The organism is Parabacteroides sp. AF17-28, from assembly GCF_003479205.1.
Classification (GTDB): domain Bacteria; phylum Bacteroidota; class Bacteroidia; order Bacteroidales; family Tannerellaceae; genus Parabacteroides; species Parabacteroides acidifaciens.
The window spans coordinates 203,118-224,458 of sequence record NZ_QUGV01000002.1; the positions used below are offsets into that span (position 1 = coordinate 203,118).

16 protein-coding genes and 1 pseudogene are annotated in these 21,341 nt (G+C 45.2%); 9 read left to right on the plus strand and 8 right to left on the minus strand.

Going from position 1 to position 21,341, the window contains the following annotated elements:
• The first annotated feature begins 110 nt into the window (after positions 1 to 110).
• The 3 genes from DWW90_RS02215 to DWW90_RS02225 all read left to right on the plus strand — a co-directional run bounded on the left by DWW90_RS02215 (position 111) and on the right by DWW90_RS02225 (position 2,667).
• Positions 111 to 1,349: an AAA family ATPase gene (locus tag DWW90_RS02215; RefSeq protein WP_122343827.1), complete on the plus strand. Its 1,239-nt coding sequence runs from the start codon at positions 111 to 113 to the stop codon at positions 1,347 to 1,349.
• A complete protein-coding gene (locus DWW90_RS02220) occupies positions 1,342 to 1,839 on the plus strand; it encodes a hypothetical protein (RefSeq protein ID WP_147382392.1) in 498 nt (165 codons plus the stop codon). Before DWW90_RS02215 ends, DWW90_RS02220 begins: the two co-directional genes overlap by 8 nt.
• Before the next feature lie 222 nt (positions 1,840 to 2,061).
• Positions 2,062 to 2,667: an HU family DNA-binding protein gene (locus tag DWW90_RS02225; protein ID WP_122343828.1), complete on the plus strand. Its 606-nt coding sequence runs from the start codon at positions 2,062 to 2,064 to the stop codon at positions 2,665 to 2,667.
• A 71-nt stretch (positions 2,668 to 2,738) separates the two neighbouring features.
• On the opposite strand, the gene DWW90_RS02230 is transcribed toward DWW90_RS02225, so the two are convergent.
• Both DWW90_RS02230 and DWW90_RS02235 read right to left on the minus strand, forming a co-directional pair.
• Positions 2,739 to 4,871: a S46 family peptidase gene (locus DWW90_RS02230; RefSeq protein ID WP_353890110.1), complete on the minus strand. Its 2,133-nt coding sequence runs from the start codon at positions 4,869 to 4,871 to the stop codon at positions 2,739 to 2,741.
• Positions 4,872 to 4,890: 19 nt separating this feature from the next.
• Positions 4,891 to 6,244 (minus strand): annotated as a pseudogene (locus DWW90_RS02235) (TIGR00341 family protein).
• A gap of 231 nt (positions 6,245 to 6,475) precedes the next feature.
• Here DWW90_RS02235 and DWW90_RS02240 point away from each other — a divergent pair.
• Positions 6,476 to 8,545 (plus strand): sensor histidine kinase KdpD, encoded by a 2,070-nt coding sequence (locus tag DWW90_RS02240; RefSeq protein ID WP_122343830.1) that lies wholly within the window; start codon positions 6,476 to 6,478, stop codon positions 8,543 to 8,545.
• A gap of 33 nt (positions 8,546 to 8,578) precedes the next feature.
• Here DWW90_RS02240 and DWW90_RS02245 read toward each other — a convergent pair whose 3' ends face one another.
• The 6 genes from DWW90_RS02245 to DWW90_RS02270 all read right to left on the minus strand — a co-directional run bounded on the left by DWW90_RS02245 (position 8,579) and on the right by DWW90_RS02270 (position 15,065).
• The gene (locus DWW90_RS02245; protein ID WP_122343831.1) at positions 8,579 to 10,081 is read right to left on the minus strand and encodes a lipopolysaccharide biosynthesis protein; all 1,503 of its coding nucleotides are present in this window, start codon (positions 10,079 to 10,081) and stop codon (positions 8,579 to 8,581) included.
• Between the two features lie 6 nt (positions 10,082 to 10,087).
• Positions 10,088 to 11,113: a Holliday junction branch migration DNA helicase RuvB gene (gene ruvB, locus DWW90_RS02250; protein WP_122333492.1), complete on the minus strand. Its 1,026-nt coding sequence runs from the start codon at positions 11,111 to 11,113 to the stop codon at positions 10,088 to 10,090.
• Positions 11,114 to 11,188: 75 nt separating this feature from the next.
• The gene (locus DWW90_RS02255) at positions 11,189 to 11,797 is read right to left on the minus strand and encodes a hypothetical protein (protein WP_122343832.1); all 609 of its coding nucleotides are present in this window, start codon (positions 11,795 to 11,797) and stop codon (positions 11,189 to 11,191) included.
• Between the two features lie 83 nt (positions 11,798 to 11,880).
• Positions 11,881 to 12,504, minus strand: coding sequence for a hypothetical protein (locus tag DWW90_RS02260; RefSeq protein ID WP_122343833.1), 624 nt, complete (start codon positions 12,502 to 12,504; stop codon positions 11,881 to 11,883).
• Between the two features lie 127 nt (positions 12,505 to 12,631).
• Positions 12,632 to 13,267 carry a porin family protein gene (locus DWW90_RS02265; protein WP_233547629.1) on the minus strand — a complete coding sequence of 212 codons (636 nt, stop codon included), beginning with the start codon at positions 13,265 to 13,267 and terminating at the stop codon, positions 12,632 to 12,634.
• Positions 13,268 to 13,457: 190 nt separating this feature from the next.
• The gene (locus DWW90_RS02270) at positions 13,458 to 15,065 is read right to left on the minus strand and encodes a hypothetical protein (RefSeq protein WP_233547630.1); all 1,608 of its coding nucleotides are present in this window, start codon (positions 15,063 to 15,065) and stop codon (positions 13,458 to 13,460) included.
• A gap of 319 nt (positions 15,066 to 15,384) precedes the next feature.
• Here DWW90_RS02270 and DWW90_RS02275 point away from each other — a divergent pair, with 319 nt between their 5' ends.
• The 5 genes from DWW90_RS02275 to DWW90_RS02300 all read left to right on the plus strand — a co-directional run bounded on the left by DWW90_RS02275 (position 15,385) and on the right by DWW90_RS02300 (position 21,334).
• Positions 15,385 to 16,677, plus strand: coding sequence for an ATP-binding protein (locus DWW90_RS02275; RefSeq protein ID WP_122343835.1), 1,293 nt, complete (start codon positions 15,385 to 15,387; stop codon positions 16,675 to 16,677).
• Positions 16,678 to 17,341: 664 nt separating this feature from the next.
• Positions 17,342 to 18,061, plus strand: a complete 720-nt coding sequence (locus DWW90_RS02280; protein ID WP_122343836.1) for a hypothetical protein — start codon at positions 17,342 to 17,344, stop codon at positions 18,059 to 18,061.
• Positions 18,062 to 18,281: 220 nt separating this feature from the next.
• Positions 18,282 to 18,971 (plus strand): ATP-binding cassette domain-containing protein, encoded by a 690-nt coding sequence (locus tag DWW90_RS02290; RefSeq protein ID WP_122343838.1) that lies wholly within the window; start codon positions 18,282 to 18,284, stop codon positions 18,969 to 18,971.
• Between the two features lie 98 nt (positions 18,972 to 19,069).
• Positions 19,070 to 20,284, plus strand: coding sequence for an ROK family transcriptional regulator (locus DWW90_RS02295; protein WP_115498436.1), 1,215 nt, complete (start codon positions 19,070 to 19,072; stop codon positions 20,282 to 20,284).
• Positions 20,285 to 20,416: 132 nt separating this feature from the next.
• Positions 20,417 to 21,334, plus strand: coding sequence for a dihydrodipicolinate synthase family protein (locus DWW90_RS02300; RefSeq protein ID WP_122343839.1), 918 nt, complete (start codon positions 20,417 to 20,419; stop codon positions 21,332 to 21,334).
• Positions 21,335 to 21,341: the final 7 nt, after the last annotated feature.

Sequence of the window (21,341 nt, forward strand, 5' to 3'; positions counted from 1 at the left end):
AGTAGCGATTTTCCGTTCAATGTCTACTACAATACTTCAAAACCAGCATATACTCAGGCTAAAGATACAAGAAAATACCTATATTTGCACGAACTGACATATCCCATCATATGGAAAAGATTAGAATAAAAGACTTCGGCCCCATCCAGCAGGCAGAGATAGACATTAAAGATATCTGTGTCCTTATCGGCCACACTTCCAGCGGTAAAAGTACTATCGCTAAATTGCTGGCGATATTCAACAGCATGGAGTTTTATTGTATCGGACCGGGGGATGATCTGTCACCGTTTATATCTTTATTGAAGACATACAATATTGATTTCGAATTCAAAGAGGACACATATATCCGGTATGAAAAAGAGCCTTATCATTGGACGATCTGTAAAGAAGGGGTACAGACAGATTATCCTTATGCGGAAAGCATAAAAGAATGGAATAACTTGTCATTACCTTTATCTGAAGAAAAATCTTTTTACAAATCACGTATTTTATCAGTTATTGAAAACTTCGATGAAGATTTGAAAGCATTCTACGAAGGACAATTAAATGCTATCGAGCAAATACAGGGAGAAGATTTTTTCTTAAGACATCAATTTTATTCGTTATATGCTAAACTTATTAACTTCATGTACAGAGGTGAATCCTCAATTTACATCCCGGCAGAACGAATACTAATGTCCACGCTATCACAAGCTATCTATAGTTTTTATGACAAAGAAATCAACCTGCCGATCAGTCTCAAGAAGTTCGCTAATCTATATAGCCTTGCAAAAAGAGAGAACGATCATTATGTAATCGACTTCCTCAATATTCTCGTCCTTTTCGATAATAAAAAGGGGAACGACGGCTTTATACTCGGTAACGGCGACGAGGTCGATCTCTCCCAAGCCTCCAGCGGGCTCCAAGCATTAATTCCTATGCTATCCGTATTCGATTATTCTTTATTAAGCCAGAACTTATTAATCATCGAAGAACCGGAACTGAACTTATACACAAAAGTCCAAAAAGACCTCATCGAATATATTATCCGGAGGGCTAAGCAGAATCATGTTAAAATATTCATCACCACCCATAGCCCTTACGTAATGAGCACCCTCCAGAACTTGCTGCAAGCCGGAAACATCGCAAAAGAAAGCGAAGCAAAAGCGGCTGAAGTAAAGAAACTCGTACCGGAAGACAGATGGATCGATTATGACGACCTCACCTGCCTGTTTATAAATGCAAACGGAACCTCCCGGAATATCCTGGATCCGGAATACCATACGATCGGCATTAACGAAATGGATAATGTCTCCGCCGAACTTTCCGACATATACGATTCACTTTTAGAAATAAAGTATCATGAGTAAATGTAAATGCTTTGACTCAAAACCTTCAGGAAAAAGCTTACTTGAACGACTGCCAGCCTGTACCTGCCGGTGCAAATCCGGAATCCGGTTGTCTGCCCAAGAAAACGGACGCAAGTTCGTCCTGGTCACTGATGACTGGAATAAAGTGGAGAAAATAAAGGTGGACGGCGCTCTTATTTACGAACAGACGACAGAGAAATGCGACTATTTCTTTTTCTATAATCCCGATCTCAAACAAGAAAAACGGGAAGCCTATTTCGTCGAATTGAAAGGAAAAGACTTAAGCAAGGCGATCAACCAAATCATTACAACGCTCCAGACCTTTATTCGGGAAGGTATAATGACAAATATATCCCTGCGGAAAGCCTTTATCGTCAGTTCCCGTGTTCCCCAAACCGACCGAACTATTGAAAAACTGAAGGAAGATATGGTGAAGAAGCACAACTGCCCTGTTAAAATCAAGAATAATATGATTGAGTACAAACCATAAGCACTCTCAATGCATTTTACCTGCCGCGAATAAAAAACAACCCGGCGAATAGAGTGGTTCATACGGAATATGTTGTACATTTGCATCCATCCGGTATTCATGTCACAGTTATGAAACAGAAAGAATACGGTTGTAACATAGAAGGAGTACGACTGTGACATGAAAGGAACACGGCAGTGACATGCAATAGAAGAGAGAAGTTATCACTTAAAAACAGCTATTATGGGAGCTAAATACGCTTTATATGAGAACCCGAACCCTAAGGGCGACGGAAAGAAACAACCGCTACACGCCCGAATCGTCCCGAAAGGTACGGTCCGTACACAGGAAATCGCGGAAGAAATAGCCGATAGCAGCGGCTACTCCACAGGCACTACAAAAGGGATGTTGGATGCACTGGCAAAAATCATTTCCCGGAACCTGCGGCAGGGCTACACTGTCGAATTGGATGATCTGGGGTCCTTTTCCCTTTCCTTGAAATGCCGCCCGGTCATGGATAAGAAGGAGCTGCGCTCCTGGTCCGTGCATTTCGGGAACATTCATTTCAGAGGGTGTAAAAGACTGAAAAACCAACTGAAAGCTCTCGATCTGGAACGGGATACCGATGCCCGTGCCACCAGCTATTCCCCGGAACAACGGAAAGGTCGTATGTTGATGGCGCTAAAGGAAAAGGAATATTATACGGCTGCACAATACATGCGCCTGAATGAATGTAACCGTAATACCGCCATACGTGACCTGAAAGAGCTGATTGAGATCGGCAAAATAAAGAAGCTGGGGTACGGGAAAGCGGTGCTGTATGTACCTGTAAACGCAAACCAGCCATAATGCTCGGTAAAAAAAGGGAAATAGCGTTCGCGCCATTTCCCTTTCTCTTATCTATACGATACTAATCTTTCTTATTTCACCAACTTCAGCTCCTCGATCAACCGCGGGCATTTTCCCCATTTGTCGATCATGTACAGGACGTAGCGGATGTCTACGCTGATCGTGCGCTGGAGGTCCGGTTCGAAGGCGATGTCGCCGCTCATGGCTTCCCAGTTGCCGTCGAAGGCGAGGCCGATCAGGCGGGCGTTCTTGTCGAACACCGGGCTGCCGGAGTTACCGCCGGTGATGTCGTTGTTGGAAAGGAAGCAAAGCTGCAATTCGCCGTCCTTATTGGCATACTGGCCGAAGTCTTTGCTGCGGATCAGGTCGAGGATTTCCGGTTGTACCCAGAACTCGTCGCTCTCCGGGTTCTCTTTTTCAAAGATACCTTTTTCGGTCGTATAATAGTTATACCAAGCTGCGTCGTACGGACGATAGCCGCCAACAGAGCCGTAGCTCACGCGCATCGTGAAGTTGGCATCCGAAGAAAGAGCCTTTTCAGGATACATCTCTTTCAGGCCGGCGAAATAGAGGCGTTCGCCTTTGGCGATGTCGTAATAGGAATCACCAGTGAGCTGTTGCAATTCGAAGAGGGAGATCAGGACGGACAGGCTCAATTCGGCGGCCGGGTCTTTTTTCAGTTTCGCATATTTCTTCTGATCTTTCAGCATTTCGGCGATATTGTCGTACGACAGGATAGAGGTCTTCTTGAACAGGTCGGCGGCGTACTTCTTGTAATCGCCTTTGTATTTCTTGTCGATCTTCTTGTAGATATCCGGGAGGTTTTCAGCCGGGACACGCTCTTTGGCTACCTGCATCATGGCGGCCAGCACCTTCTGGTCGAGAGTTGCGTCGTAGTCCTTGAAGAACGACTTGATGTTGTCTTCCAGGAAGACATCGATCTCTTCAGGGGTAGAGCCTTTCACATCCACACTCTGGATCATGCGGGCCAGTTTGACGATCTCGGCGCCGCTCAGGAAAGCTTCACCTAAGTAGGTGGAGATCTTCTTATATTCGCTGGAAGAGCTATATCCTTTTTCCAAGAGGTTCAGGACGTCGCCATAGACTTCCTTGCGTTTCTCATCCTGTGCCACCCAGGCAGCGAAAGCGGCTTCTTCCTCGCGCTTGCGGTCGATCACCTTCAGGTTGGCAAGGCCTTTGTTCATACCGATCGAGTTCTTCCAGTAGTTGGAGCTGCCGGCATATTTGGAGGCGTATTTGATACGGACTTCGTCGCTCTTCAGCATCGCGTCTTTCCAGATCGCCTGCTTGATGCCGCGCACTTCGATGCGGGGCTTGTTGCTGTCCTCGATGCGCTGCTCGACGCCCCATGAACAGAGGTAGCGGTCCGTGCTGCCGGGGAAACCGATCGTCATGGCGTAATCCTTGTCCTGATAACCTTGCAGGGAGACTTCGGCCACGTATTTCGGCTGATAGGGTTTATTGTCCTTGCTATAGGCTGCCGGTTTGTTGTCGGCATCGGCATATACGCGGAAGACAGAGAAGTCGCCCGTATGGCGCGGCCACATCCAGTTGTCCGTATCGCCACCGAACTTGCCCACTGAGCTGGGCGGGGCGAATACCATGCGGACGTCGTTGTAGACATCGTAAACGATCAGGAAATACTTGTTATTATTATAGAAGGGGATCACGTCGGCAGACAGAAATTCCGTATTCCCTACCGAGTCGGCTATCGCCTGCCCGATCGAGTCGGCGGCAGCCAGGCGCAAGTGTTCTTCCTTGATATCGCCGATCTGCGAATTGATACGGTCGCTCACGTCCACCGTCTCACGCAGGTAACGGACGGTCAGGCCCGGAACCGGCAACTCTTCTTCTTTACTCTGGGAAACGAAACCGTCTTTCAGGTAATCATGTTCCACACTGCTCAACTGCTGGATCGAACCGAAACCGCAATGGTGGTTGGTGAAGACCAGTCCTTCGTTCGAGACGGTAATACCCGTACATCCTCCTCCGAAGATGACAACGGCATTGGCAACACAAGGGTCAGTTTCACTGTACAACTGTTCGTAAGACGGAGTAAATCCCAACTCCTTCATTCTTTCCAGGTTTTGTTTATTCAACTCTTTCAGAACCCACATGCCCTCGTCGGCAAATACTTGGCCTGAGATAACGAGAATCAATAACACAGCCCACAACTTCTTCATAAAACTCATTCTTTATTTATTATTCAATTATTAATTTGATTTTCTTTTGTTCCACCCGAGCGGCAAGCCACTCCTTAATCTTTTTCTGCTCCGCCTCGAGTACCTTTTCCTTACTCTTCAGATATACTAACAGAACGGTATCGGGTTTGGCACTATCCGCAGCCATCAGATAAGTTCGTGCACAGGAAGCTTCCTCGACGTATGGGAAAAGCACTTTCATCTCGGGCATCAGATCGACCGTGAGATGGTTATAAGTGTGATACCTGTTCAGGTCACGTTTCAGTGAATCGATCTGCACTGCCTGCGCACGGAGTACTTCTTCGTTGTTTTTATACAGGTCCTGCATCAGCAGGCTTTTCAACTCGTTAATATCGGTAGCTTCCTGTCCGAATCCCTGCTGCACGACAAGGTCTACATTTTTCAGACCGTATTTCGGCATCTTTGCACGGGCATTCGTGATCATCGTTTCGGGCACCGTTTCGCCGATCAGGACTACTTTCACCTCTTTCTTGTCACTGGTGTCGGTAATCGTCTTGTTCAGTATCTGCGTATTGGGGAAGTTCAATTCTTCGGTGACGAACATACGGACCCGGTCGTTAAAATAACTGGCGCGGATCAGGTTGTAGCTCAGGAAAAGACTCGGCACGATCGTAAAGAAGACGATCACGCCGACATAGCGCGTTACGATCTTCTCGCGTTGCTTGTCGAGGAACACTTTCTTCGGATACTTCAACAGGCGCACCACCAAGTAGGTCGCCAAGCTGATAAACACCGTATTGATAAAATAGAGGTAAAAAGCACCGAAGAAATAATACAGGTTGCCGCTTGCCAATCCGAAACCGGCCGTACAGAGCGGCGGCATCAAGGCCGTAGCGATAGCCACACCGGGGATCACATTCCCTTTGCTCTTGGTCGAGCTCGCCACAATCCCCGCCAGACCGCCAAAGAAAGCGATCAGCACGTCGTAGACCGTCGGCTGCGTACGCGCCAGCAATTCACTCTGCGCCTCACTGATCGGAGAAATCAGGAAAAAGAGCGTGGAAGTAATCACACTGCGTTGCCGTAACAAAATTGCGAAAAGAGCGTTTGATCAGCTCGAAATCGGAGATTCCCAAACCCAGGCCGAAGCCCATAATAGGTCCCATCAACGGAGAGATCAACATCGCACCGATAATCACCGCCGTCGAGTTCGTGTTCAACCCTAACGAGGCTACAAACGTGGCGAAGATAAGAACCCAGAGATTCGTTCCCTTAAATTCTATGCCTTTGCGGATGGACTCGATGGTCTCGAGCTCATCTTCTTTTTCCTGGCGGACATCGAAATTACGGACAAAGAAGTCCCTAATTTGCTTGTGCAACAATCCTTTTTCCATCCTATTAAATCAATGTTGTGGTAACAAAACGCCCCATTAAATGATTGGTAAAAGCTAACACATTCAATAATCGCACAAAGATAGAAATAGTATCCAGAAATAAAAAATAAGAGAAGTGAACATAAAATAAGTAGTGGAAATATCTGGATAATTGTTGATTTTCAGCTAAATTTGCGGACAACAAATATACAAACACGTAAGTAAAATGAAATAAATCCCTCATAAGACAAGATGAAACACCGCATTATTCTCCTATATCTCCTGTTTTTCCCTCTTGTTTCCACAGCGAATACTGCGGTTAAAGACTCTTTGATAAATGCTTTGCAAACCGCTTTATCCCCTCAGCAGAAGCTGGAAACCATGACGAACCTGATGGATATTTCCCGCCAGGAGGAGCAAGTGGACTATGCCAAACAATTGTACCATCTGGCTCTGACCGAAAATGACGACTATCATAAGGAAGCGGCTTTAACGGAGATTCTACGCTATTACGTAAACAACGACGTAAAAGACAGTGCAAACGTCTATCTGGCGGAGGCCGAACGCGAGCTAAAGGGAAAAGCCCGCGATTTCCTGGTCACCTACATGAAGACAATCATGGACGTACGCGTCATCTATTATACGAAAGGCGAAGACCGCATGAAGCTGATCGAAAAATATCGCCTGCGGCTGGAAACGGAGAAGAATATACCCGTACTCGAAAAGATGTCGATCTATTACACCCTCGGCATGGCAAACAGCAACCGGGTCGACCCGAAAAATCAGGATGCCATTTACAAAGAGGTCTGCCAACACTTCAACAATCTGATTAAGATATCAGATAATATCCCGCTCAACTATTCGTTTCTGTTCCGCCTGAACGCATTTAATATATTGAGCCTGATGGAAGCAGCCCCGGAAGACCGGGCAAAAGCCTCCCTTCGCTATCTGAATATGCAAAAGGAATATGCGGAAACAAAAGAGATGAAAAAGCGTCCGTACACAAGCAAACGCCACCTGCTGAATGCCTACTCGACCCTGGCTACTTCGGCAGAAACTGTCGGAAAAGATATGGCGACCTACTATTTCAACATCTTTATCAATCTGAATAAGAAATATCCTGAAGATGCCGCATTTTCCGCCGAATACGATCGTTATTTTACATCGCTCAACTACTATAAGTCGATACAGGACTACCAAAAAGCCATCGACTATAACGACTCGGTCATCCACTATTTCCGCGATGGTGATTTCCCGTTTGACTTGAGCGAAAATATCGTCCTGTCGTTAAAAGACAAAATAGACTGCCTCGACAGCCTGCACCGGTATAAAGAAGCTTATGAGGCTTATAAAGAATATACCGTACTGTTGGATTCCGCCCGTACCAAAAGTATGGAAAACAAAGTGGAAGACCTCGAGATCAAGAAAAATGTAGACGAGTTAGTGATAGAGAAAAAGGCGCTGGAAGTGGAACTGCATAAAAGCCAGAGCCAGCTTTATCTGTTCCTCGCTTTGCTTATCCTGGCGATCAGTGTCGGAATCTATATTTTCTTCCGGTTGGGTAAGATCAAATCCCTTTACAAAGAACTCCAGGAATCGAACCGGTTGGTGGTCATCGCCAGCGAAAAGGCGCAGGAAAGCGAACGGATGAAGAATGCCTTTATTAAAAACATGTGTCACGAAGTACGCACACCGCTGAATGCGATCAACGGCTTTGCCGAGCTGATCACCAGCGAAGGCATCAGCCCCGAAGACAAAAAGGAGTTCAGCAAGATCATTTTCACGAACTGCAATAACATTACATCCATGATGGATGATATATTGGTTATCGCCCAGCTGGATAGCAGCAATGATGTCCTTCCGCTGGAACCGACCCATATCGACCTGCTTTGCCACCATGAAATGGACCGGTTGAAGAAATTACATCAAAAGCCGGATATCGATTACCGGATTGAAGGAGACAAGAATAACGACCTGATTTATTCGGACCCGAGCCATTTCGGCCTCATCATCTCCCACCTGTTGAACAATGCTAATAAGTTCACGGAACGAGGCAGCATCACCCTCTCTTATCAAACTGAAGACGACGGAAAAACAATGTGTATCACCGTTACGGACACCGGTTGCGGAATCCCGGTCGACAAAAGCGAATGGATATTCGAACGTTTCACCAAAAACGATGATTTCATTCCCGGCTCAGGGCTGGGGCTCTACCTCTGCCGCCTGATCACCCAACGACTCAACGGCAGCCTCAACCTGGACACCGATTACACTGGCGGCGCCCGCTTCATATTACGGTTGCCGGTAAATCCCTACAAATAACACTATGGTATAGAGATGCACGGCCGTGCATCTCTACTTAGATGCAAACCGCTTTCCGATATAAGGCAATTCGCTTAACGGCAAATCGCGTTTCACGATAATGGCGAGGAAGATCAGGAGCAGAACCGTACGGTAGCCCAGACGGAGGAGTTCCGAATCGATCCGGGGCAACATCCCGGCGGCATAGAATGCAACCGCCAGCACGCCGTAGACAGCAGCCGATTTCAAGTCATATTGGATCGGAAACTTCTTCTGCCCGATGACATAAGAGAGTATCATCATCAGCAGGTTGCTGGCAAAAGAGGCCCACGCACAAGCCATATAGCCGAATGTAGGGGCCAGCAGCACGATTATCAGGACCGTCACCACACAGCCGATCGTAGAGAAATAAGCCCCCCACTGTGTCTGGTCAATCAGTTTATACCAGAAGGACAGGTTAAAATAGATGCCGAAGAAGAACTCGCCCAGCATCACGATGGGAACCACCCGAAGCCCGGGATAATATTCCACCGGCACAATATATTTCAGTATATCCAGGTAATACATCACCCCCAGGAAGATAATCAGGGAGAAGATGATGAAATACTTCATCGCCTCCGAATAGGCCCTCGTATTATCGTCGCTCTTATTCTTGGCAAAAATAAACGGCTCGTAAGCATAACGGAACGCCTGGATAAACATCACCATCACCACAGCCACCTTGAAACAGGCGCCGTAAATCCCGAGTTGGGTATTCGCATAGTCCTTGTCTTCAAACAGGAAAGGAAAGAGAATCTTATCCGCTGTCTGGTTGAAAATACCGGCAATCCCCAGGATCAGGATCGGAAACGAGTACTTCAGCATCTGCTTCAGCAACACAAAGCTGGCCTTTTCGCGAAGTCCGGGAACCATATCCGGCACTAAAAGCAGGAAGGTCACCGCCGAAGTCGCCACATTGGCGATAAAGATATACCCAACCTGATAGTCCGGCACATAGAACCAACTGACTAATCCCGGCACATGCTCGTACAGCCAGGGACAGGCGATAAGGAAGAATATCACCAGCGCGATATTCAGGAATATATTAAACAGCTTGATACCGGCAAAGCGAACCGCCCTGCCCTGATACCGGAGGAAAGCAAACGGGATACAGCAAAAGGCATCCACCGCGACAATCCCTGCCATCATCCCGACATATTCCGGATGTGCCTCATAGCCCAGCGAATGGCTGATCGGCGTCAGTGCAGCGAACACCAAGACCATAAAGAAAACAGAAGTCATCGCAAGACTGAACAGCGTCGTCGCATAGACGCGCATCGGAAGCTTAATCTCCTTCTTGTTCATAAAACGGAAAAAGCCCGTTTCCATCCCATACGTAAGAATCACCATCAGCAAAGCTGTCCAAGCGTACAAATTCGTCACGATTCCATAATCGCTTTCTGTAGCCAACACACGCGTGTACATCGGCACCAACATCCAGTTCAGGAACTTCCCGACAATACTGCTGACGCCATAAATCGCGGTCTCACCGGCGAGCCGCTTCATTCCTCCTGCCATAACTTTTTAATCAAATATGAATCCTTGTTCACTTCCCCTGCTACGCCCCAAATGCGTATAAGCCAGTTCTGTCACCTCGCGGCCACGCGGTGTACGCTTAATAAAACCTTCTTTGATCAGGAAAGGCTCATAGACCTCTTCCAGCGTTCCGGGATCTTCTCCAAGAGCCGTCGCGATCGTAGTCAGCCCCACCGGACCGCCGCCGAACTTGTCGATGATGGTCGTCAACAGCTTGTTGTCGACCTGGTCGAGCCCGTAACGGTCTATATTGAGCGCCTCTAACGAATAGCAAGCAATCGCCTTGTCGATTTCGCCGGACCCCTTCACCTGTGCAAAATCGCGCACACGGCGCAACAGCGCATTGGCGATACGGGGCGTACCGCGGCTACGGGAAGCAATCTCGCGGGCGGCACTCAGCTCGCACTTCACATTCAGGATATCGGCGCTTCGGAGCACAATCTTCGTCAACGTCTCCATCTCGTAATATTCGAGGTGCATATTGATTCCAAAACGGGCACGGAGCGGGCTCGTCAGCAAACCACTGCGCGTCGTAGCCCCAACCAGCGTAAACGGGGCCAGGTCGATCTGAATGGAACGAGCGCTCGGCCCTTTGTCGATCATTATATCGATCCGGTAATCCTCCATCGCCGAATAAAGATATTCCTCGACAATCGGGCTCAACCGGTGTATCTCATCGATAAAAAGGACGTCATTCTTCTCCAATGAGGTCAACACTCCCGCCAGATCGCCCGGCTTGTCGAGCACCGGTCCGGAAGTAACCTTAAAGCCGACTCCCAGTTCGTTCGCAATAATATTGGACAGTGTCGTTTTACCCAATCCGGGAGGCCCGTGCAGCAGCACATGGTCGAGTGCCTCCTTACGCATCCGGGCCGCCATCACGAAGATTTTCAGGTTCTCGACCACCTTGGCCTGTCCGCTGAAATCATGAAACGAAAGCGGCCGGAGCGCATTCTCATACTCCCGCTCGCTTTCCGGCACCCGCGCGTCCCTTATATCAAATTCATCTTCCATATTCTTATTACTTTGACAGGCAAAGATAATAAGATATTCCCCATTCTGTATAGAAACAGGTAAACACAATAAAGATTAGCGGAATATCGGTACAAATATAGAGACTTGCAAATCACGTGTATGCCCGTATTTCATATAAGGAACGCCTTTCATCACGTTGCACGTACCATGTTTGTACATCAAAGCCAGATCGAAGTATTTGAAAGCATAGGCAGCCTTGAGCACAACCGGGACATCGAATGCCGATTTAATCCTGTTCCCAATCATTATATCTTCTTTAAAATGAATCGTAGGTTCGACACCTGCTCCAAGCTTCAGGCCTCCTATCAAGTTATAATTAACAACTCCGTTCAACGCGATGTAATTTCTTGCAAATTTGCTCTTATAACCTTTGACAGGTGCCACTTCATAGCCAACTGAAGCTATCTCCCCCCGCTTTTGCCCATAAAGCAAAGCTGCATCCACAGACAACCGGTGTTTCAATTCGAGTTGGAACTGATAACCCACATGAAAAGCCGGTTTCACATCCGGCACGTTGAATCCTTTCCCCTCTTTGGCAATCGTCTTGTCATTATACCAGTCCATCGACACTCCACCAATCACACCACTTCTGATTTTTCCACCTTGTGCAGAAACAGATAAACACACGAAACTCAACAATAAAAACATCAAACTCTTCTTCATATCAACTCTCTTTTTATTTGTTAGACTATATCTCTATGACCGAAAATCAAAGAAGTCCCCTATCCAAAGGATGTGAGTTTTTGTTATTTAATGGTAAACGGGATATACACGGAAAACATAAAATCGGACAGGCGTCCCGTGCGTCCATAAGCAGGTCCGTTGTTGAAATGCTTTAATGTATTCAAGCAACCGTATTGATAAGAAAGCGACAGCTCGCAATGCCTTCCTGCACGACATCCCAACTTTGCCAAAACAGGCAAGTCGAAGACGGCTTGCGGGCGGGCATAGAGTGTCGGAGCAACGCCCAACCCAAAATAACAATTCTTAGAGAATCGGATATTCCAACTGGCCGCTACGGATACTGGCATGATAAATTCACTAAAATCCTTTTCACCATCACTATGACCCACATAATCTCCATCAGCCGCTAAAAACGGGGAATACTTATGAGAATTCATATTCTGGAATCCTACCGTAACATCCAGATCATAAAAGAACGTACGTTCCGGCAGAAAGCGGAAGCGGTAACCAATCATTCCATTTATTTTCAATTTATGATTGTATTTGAGATCAGATGCGTCCCAATCTAACTGTTTATTATCCTGCATCGAAAAACCGACACCACCACCAACCAACACACCATGCTCCACCTGAGCGGACACAGATATTGAAACCAATAATAACAGAAACAACAAATGTCTTTTCATATCAACTTCCTTTTCGTCTTTTAGGCTTTACCTATATGACAGGAAAATCAAGGAAACCCCTATCGGGAAATTAAGATTTTGCTATTTACAAACTACGAATTTCAACATTCTTTCCAAAACCAAGATATCAGCGGAATATCGGGACAAATATAGAAACTTGTAAATCACGCGTACGTCCGTATTTCATAAAAGGAACTCCTTTCATCACGTTGCACGTACCATGTTTATACATCAAAGCCAGATCGAAGTATTTGAAGGCATAGGCAGCCTTGACAACGACTGGGACATCAAATGCCGATTTAATCTTGTTCTCAATCATTATATCTTCTTTAAAATGAATCGTAGGTTCGATACCTGCTCCAATCTTCAGGCCTCCTATCAAGTTATAATTAACAACTCCGTTTAAAGCAATGTAATTTCTTGTAAATTTACTCTTATAGCCTTCGACGGGTACCACTTCATAACCTATTGAAGCCATTTCTCCCCGTTTTTGCCCATATAATAAGGCAGCATCAACTGATAAACGGTGCATCAAATAGAATTGAAACTGATACCCTACATGAAAAGAAGGCTTCATATCCGGCACATTAAACCCAAGTCTGTCATTGGATACCGCTTTATCCTTGTACCAATCCATCGACACCCCAGCAATCACACCACTTCTGATTTTTCCACTCTGTGCAGAAACAGATAAACATACGAAACTCAACAATAAAAACATCAAACTCTTTTTCATATCAACTCTCTTTTTAAATGTATTCATATACGTTTGTTTTAAAATGTGCAGCAAAAGTAGAGGAAGGTTTTAGTACACACAAAAACGGGCAAAATCGATATGGACAAAAGCCTTTTTATATGGACATATGTAATAAAACAAGCCTGATAATCAGGCTTGTTTTATATAGCGGCAAGACGTCGCAGCTTTTATATGGACAAAATTACATTAACATTTCTTACAAAGTTTGACTGATAAGAAATTCATTAATTCCAGTCTTTGTATTGACCAAATTAAGTTTATGGCGAGTTCTAAGCCTGCGCTTATTCACCGAATCGGTATTGATGCCTAACAAAATAGCTTCTTCATTCAAGCCAAGACCTAAAAAACTAAGATAGCAAATTTCAATCTCTGCTTTTGTTAAACCAAGCGGATTGTTGCATATAAATGTTAACACATTAGGGCAAGCGGAGTCGATCAGGGCTATTAAACTATCCCAATCTTTCTTAGAAAGAGCCTGCATATCTTTCAAATGCCCTTTTTGGCATCGATCTTTTATCTGTTTAAAAAGAGAAGAGTACTGAAGTTTATCACATTTTAGAGCTATAACTTCTTTTTGGACTTGGGATATCTTATTCCGAATCAGCTCGACGTCTTCATGTTCTGTCTCTCCTTTTTCTTTTTGTACCGCTTCTTTTTCCCGAATTTCATTTCTCAACTCTGTTAGCTGATATTCTTTTTCATCTAACACCAATTGTTGCTTATTAATCTTGTTCAACCGCCTCCTGTCTCTGGCTTGATAGAGCACACAGAGGACAAGACAAATGAAAATTGCAACAGATGATACTATGTACATATCAGTTTGCAATTTCCGGTTTTTCTTGACAACGGTAAATAAATTGTGCCGTTTTTCTGCATCTACGATATCCACCTGTTTCTGCTCATCATATAAGGAATCTTTCGCTTCATAAAATTGTTCCAAGTATTGAAAAGCCTTAGAGATATCGTTTGCCTCTTTTTCGATCAAATATCCCATATACAACCGGTCGGAAGGAGTATAGAGATTATCGGTCGGGCAATCGGCTTTCTCCTGATAATAGCGGGCCGAATCCAATATGTCGTTGCTGTAATAAAGGCTACTTAATGCTAAATAATGGGGTGCTAAATCTGTCGTATCATAAGAAAAACTTCTCTGATAGCAACTCTTGGCTTTCTCTATTTCTCCTATCGACGCATAAACGTTCCCCAATCCATTCGCTATCGATGCCATCCCCACCGAATCATTCAGAGTTGTAACAATCGAATCCGCTTTCAGCATCAAAGCGAGTGCAAGAGAGGTGGAATCATCAAACACACATGTCTTACTGATGTCCCGCAAGGCAAAAGCAAAACTTCGCTCATTGCGTGCCTTTTTAAAGAATTCGGCAGCCTCTTCAAATTTACGCCGTTCTTCGGAAACTTGTCCGGTATATTCGTAAAGATCCGCCATATAACTGCAAATATACCCGGCAACATTATACAGATGTTTCTCTTTCGACAGATCCAAGGCTTCCGAATAAACTTCTGTTGCCGGTATGAAAAGTTTATCTTCCATATACGATCGCCCCAAATACAATCCCATCCAGGCTTGTTGTTCAGGGGTTCCATGTTTTTTATACCAATGCAAAGCCCGGTTTAGCTGTATGACATATGGCATATCTTTAAAAAGCTTATCTGCCGCTTGCCCATACAACATACACCAGCGGGCAAACTGTCTATCATTCAGATTATCGGGAACTTCTATACTGTTTAATAATGTATAAGCACTGTCCGGATCAGCTTCAATAAACCCTTCCGCCCTGTTCATCAGATCATGGGCAACCCGGTCATTCCGGCAGGAGAAGAATGAACAGATGAACAACAGGATTAGTAGCCATGTATTTTTCATATGTGTATTTTGTTAGATCTCATGATTTATGGGGGCAAGATACAAATTCCTAATGGATATACCAGTATGTTATTGTGACGATTTCAGATCAATCCTTTCATTATGTTGCACGTGCCATAATTACTTTCAAACAGAATATGGTCTGCTACAACTAAACAGAACAAGGACCACAAAAACACAAAATAGATTGTTATAACCATTATAATTCAGTCTCTTTGCAAGCACTAAAAATAATATTATGAGTTATTTGAACAGAGTATCAGATAAAGTCCTATTAGAACGCTTAAAAGCCTTCGGAGCCGTTCTAATTGAAGGTCCCAAGTGGTGTGGAAAAACAACAACCGCCGAACAAGTAGCACGAAGTGTCATTAAAATGCAAGACACAGATATGCGCGATGAATATCTTGCAACAGCAGCATCCAAACCATCGCTTTTGCTATTAGGAGAGACCCCAAGGTTGATAGATGAATGGCAAGATGCACCAGTACTTTGGGATGCAGTCCACACAATGGTAGATAAGCGACAAGAGCAAGGACTATATATTCTTACAGGTTCTAACGCTGTAAAAAAAGACCAGATTTTTCATTCGGGTAATGGACGCATTTCACGTATGAATATGTTACCGATGAGCCTTTGGGAATCACAAGAATCCAATGGCAAAATTTCTCTAAAAGAATTGTTTGACAACCCAGAATATGACATAGACGGAATTACATCTGATATGCAAATCGAAGATTTGATATATGTTGCTTGTCGTGGAGGGTGGCCAGCAACAGTCAATATAAAGAGCTCAAAAGCAAAACTTCTTGTGGCAAGAAATTATGTTGACACTGTTTGTCGTGAGGATATTTCACGAGTTGATGGTGTGCAAAGAGATGAAAGATTGGCACGAATGATTCTTAGGGCCTATGCCCGGAATATATCCACTTTAGTAAAAAACACTTCGTTAATGGCAAATGTAACTTCTTCCGGTGAAGTATCTTGTACTCCACCTACATTTGAAGATTATGTTACAGCTTTTAAACGTCTGTTCGTGATATGTAACATTGAAGCATGGTGTCCCGCCATTAGGAGCAAAACAGCTATACGTAGCGGTCTAAAGCGTTCTTTTATAGACCCATCTATCGCTGTAGCCTCCTTAGGATTAACCCCGGAAGTTCTTATAACCCAGCTAAAGACTTTTGGATTCATTTTTGAACAGATGTGCGTGCGCGACCTTAAAGCTTATACACCTGATTTTAATAGTCATATCTCTTATTATCGCGACCGTTATGGTCTTGAAGCTGATCTTGTTCTTCATTTGGAAGATGGACGTTATGCATTGATTGAATGCAAATTAGGAAGTAACGAAATAAAAGAAGGAGCAAACCATTTGCTTGAAATTAAGCGTCTTATTAATGAATTCAACAAACAAGAGAAACAGGTTCCACTTCGAGAACCCGATCTTCTCATTGTTATAACTGGTGGGAAAATGGCTTACACACGCCCTGATGGAGTTAAGATTATTCCATTAGCTTGTCTTAAAGATTAAACACATCATCGGAAGAAAGGATGCAAAAGACAACCTTACCATGTCACTCATTTAAGAGTACTTATTGTAAAAAACGTATTTTCCAAGATCAGAAGAAGCCCAATTCCAAACAAATGTTAACCCGATTTTCAGACGGCAAAAAGGGACTTTTCCGCCTTTTTTGAGTGTTTTCAGCCATTACGACCGTCCTCTTTGCCATTACGACCGTGCTAATGTGTAGTGCACTCGGCACCTCGCGAAGATTAGCACGGTCGTAATGGCGATTTGGACGGTCGTAATTGAAAAGTGGACCGTCATAAGGGCAAAAAAGCACCTGAATTGCCTTGGGATATTTGGAACGCCGTCCGTTTTGTTTTCAAATATTCGATTCTCCGGGAGTTAAGGTTTATCACTTTGCCGGCATTTCTACCTTTCGACAATCAAATTGTACACTTTCCGGAATGGCCCCGGCACCTCATCTCATCCGGTGTCAGCCGGAAAGATTGAAACCATGCAAAAAGTCAATCCAAAATGGATCAAGATTTCGGACGAAATAGAAAAAAAGCCCAAAAAGGGGGTTATTGTAATTCATCCGGTTTAAAGGAGGTTCAAAACTCGAGATATTTGAAACAGATTCCTTCTTTTTCCAGAATAATCGTATATTTATCAGCAAAAGCGTGAGCATATGTATTACAACAAAGCATTCCTGAAATTCCGGTTCCGGCAATTCGGCAAGATTGTACGGGATATTCCGGTGCCTTATCTGGTGATATTGACCGGGATGGCTGTATTTTTGTTGTGTGGGATCTATGCTTTTATGGACAATCTTACAGGAGCGGCAACGACAGGAGGATGTTTTTTGTTACTGATCTGGCTGCTTCATTTGCGGCGCAACGATTTCCACTTTATCCAACTCGTGGAAGAAAAACCTCAACAAGTCTTTTTTATGGATTACTGGCTGCTGTCCGTACCCCTCTTTATTCTCGAAATAATACGCGGATATTATTGGATCGGACTGGGAGTCTGGATCGGATGTTGGTTGATCAGCCTTCAGGAACAGCCTGTCCGCCGGGTACAAAAAGGTTTTTCGCCGCCACGTTTTATCCCGGAAAAGGCTTTCGAGTACAGAACAGGCGTCCGTAAATATGGATGGCTGATGTTAGTTATTTACGGCAGCGCTTACGCCGGGTTGTCTTTGCCTTATGTATCTTTGGTGTCACTTTGGTTTTTGACCTGCATCATGGCTGAATTTTTCTGCTATTCGGAACCGACCTCCATACTTTGTGCACAGGAGCTGTCAGCCAACCGTTTTCTTCACCGGAAATTAAACCTATATATACGGTTATACTTCATTCCGATGATGCCGGTGTGCCTGCTTTACACGCTCCTGCATCCCGCCCATTAGTGGTTGGCAGTGCTGTTCGTGCTATTGGGGAGCTTGAATATTGCGTTGATGGTTGTGTCCAAATATGCCGCTTATCTACCGAATACCCGGATTACGGGCGGGCAGATCGCTATTTCGATCTCCTTGTTCGGCATACTTTTCCCGGTACTGGCTCCTCTGACTTTATTGCTTCTGATAAAAAAATATATCACGGCACGCCGTAATCTAATACAATATCTTTATGCTTACAATTGAAGACCTGAGAGTCGGCTATAGTAAAGAGAAAGATGTCCTGAAAGGGATCTGCCTCTCGATGGAAACGGGAAAAATCCACGGACTTGTCGGATTGAACGGTGCAGGCAAAACAACACTGCTCAATGCGCTTTACTCCTTCATCCGTCCTCAAAGCGGAACCATTCTCTATGACGGTTCACCGCTAAAAAGAAAGGAGATCGGCTATCTGGAATCGGAGAACTATTTTTACCCCTATATGACCGGTAACGAGTATCTGAACCTGTTCCCTTCCGGCGGGACAAATTTTGATACGGAAAGCTGGCAAAAGCTGCTATCGCTGCCATTAGGTGAGATAACCGAAAACTATTCCACCGGGATGAGAAAAAAGCTTGCCTTGCTTGCCGTGCTGAAAATGAACAAACCGATCCTGATACTGGACGAACCTTACAATGGCCTCGACCTCGAAAGCGCTCACTTGCTGACTCTCATCTTATCGCGCCTGCGGGAGAATGGAAAAACAGTGCTTGTCACCTCCCATATTTACGAAACCCTGACAACGGTTTGCGATTATATCCACTACATGAAAGACGGTATAATCGCCAGCAGCTATCCCAAAGAGCGTTTCGGGGAACTGCAAGAATTACTCCGCACCACCGTGAAGCAACGTGCTGATGGAGCGATCGAACATCTATTATAAGTTCACATTCATATACATTTTTATTTTTACAATCACATATTTGAAAAAATTTTATATACTTTTGTGGAGCATTTTATTATTGTAAAAATCTAACGACCATGAACACAAATTTCTTATTGTCTTCCGACAGCAATAACCGGAGTGAGCTTCTTAAAAAGAAGATCATCCACTATTATATTGCCAATGGCGACGCGACTATTGCGGACCTTGGACGGGAAATGGATTTGAGTGTCCCGACCGTCACCAAGCTGGTTACCGAACTTCAGGAGGACAGCTACATCCTGGACTTCGGGAAGCAAGACACAAACGGAGGACGAAAGCCCAATATTTATGGTCTTAATCCCGCATCGGGCTATTTCGTGGGAGTAGATATGCTCAAAGACAAGCTCAATATGGCGGCTATCGATTTCAAAGGGGATAAAGTCCAATTGGAGGAAAACGTCCCGTACGAGCTGAAAAACACGCCTGCCTCGTTCGATGAGTTTTGCCGGATTATTGAAGATTTCATCGTGTCTTTGCCGATCGAACGGAATAAAATATTGGCTGTCGGAGTCAATATCTCCGGCCGCGTGAATCCGGTATCGGGCTACAGCTACAGCATCTTCTACTTTGATGAAAAACCACTTGCACAAATACTGGAAGAGCGGTTGCAGGCAAAAGTATTCATCGAGAACGACAGCCGTGCCATGACATACGGCGAATATATGAAAGGCGTCGTACAGGGAGAAAAAAATATCCTGTTCATCAATATGGCCTGGGGCTTGGGCCTCGGCATTATTGTAGACGGAAATCTCTATTACGGCAGGTCCGGATTTTCAGGAGAGTTCGGGCACTTCTGCATGTTCGACAACGAGGTGTTGTGCCATTGCGGCAAAAAAGGCTGTCTCGAGACGGAAGCATCCGGCTCGGCTTTCCACCGTATCTTGACGGAACGACACCGGGAGGGCAGCAATACGATCCTTGCCGGTAAATTGGACAGCGGGAAAGAGATTTCGCTCGGCGACCTGCTGGAAGCTGTCCGGAAAGAAGATGTGCTTTGCATCGAGATACTGGAACAGATGGGGTTCAATTTAGGGAAAGGCATTGCCGGACTGATGAATCTCTTCAATCCCGAATTAGTCATATTAGGCGGGACACTCTCACTGGCGGGCGAATACATCAGCCTCCCGATCAAAAGTGCTATCCGCAAATATTCGCTTAACCTGGTCAACCAGGATACGGAAATCAAAATCTCCCGTTTGGGAGAGCGGGCGGGCGCAATCGGAGCCTGTCTTCTGTCAAGGAGCAAGCTGCTCGGCATGATACGTTATTAACAGAACTCGCTATTCTTTAGACCATTATTTGTAATATTATTTTAACATCAAGCTTGTTATTAAAATATTTTATTTATATTTGCCAAGTATTTAAAGATACCAGGTAATAAAACACATTAAACAACGCAAGTAATGGAAAAGATTAAAGGCTTAATTGATGCACCTTTCACCCCGTTCTACGAAAACGGGGAGGTAAACTACGAACCCATAGAAGCTTACGCCGGACTTCTTGTCAAAAACGGTTTAAAAGGAGTGTTTATCAACGGTTCTTCCGGCGAAGGCTATATGCTGACCGACGAAGAACGCATGAAACTGGCCGAGAGATGGGTGGCTGTGGCCCCCGCAGGTTTTAAGGTCATCGTGCATGTCGGAAGCACTTGTGTCAAATCGAGCCGTAAGCTTGCCGCCCATGCCGAGAAGATCGGCGCCTGGGGAATCGGGGCAATGGCCTCTCCTTTTCCAAAGGTAAACCGGATAGAAGAGCTGGTCAAATATTGCGAAGAGATCGCATCCGGCGCTCCCGGACTTCCTTTCTATTACTATCATATCCCGGCTTTCAACGGGGCTTTCCTGCCGATGGTCGAACTGCTGAAAGCGGTGGACGGGCGCATCCCGAACTTTGCCGGGATCAAATATACATACGAAAGCCTGTACGAATACAACCAATGCCGCCTCTACAAAGACGGTAAATTCGATATGCTTCACGGCCAGGACGAAACAATCCTTCCCTGCTTAGCAATGGGCGGCGCCCAGGGCGGCATCGGAGGAACAACCAACTACAACGGCAAGGAACTGACCGGAATACTCGAAGCTTGGGCTGCCGGAGACCTGGAAACAGCCCGCGAACGCCAGAACTTCTCACAGGAAGTCATCAATGTGATCTGCCACTACCGCGGAAACATCGTCGGAGGGAAACGGATCATGAAACTGATCGGACTCGACTTAGGCAAGAACCGCACGCCGTTCCAGAACATGACGGATGCGGAAGAGGCCGCCATGAAAGCGGAACTGGAAGCAATCGGCTTCTTCGACAGATGCAATAAGTTCTAAAAAACAA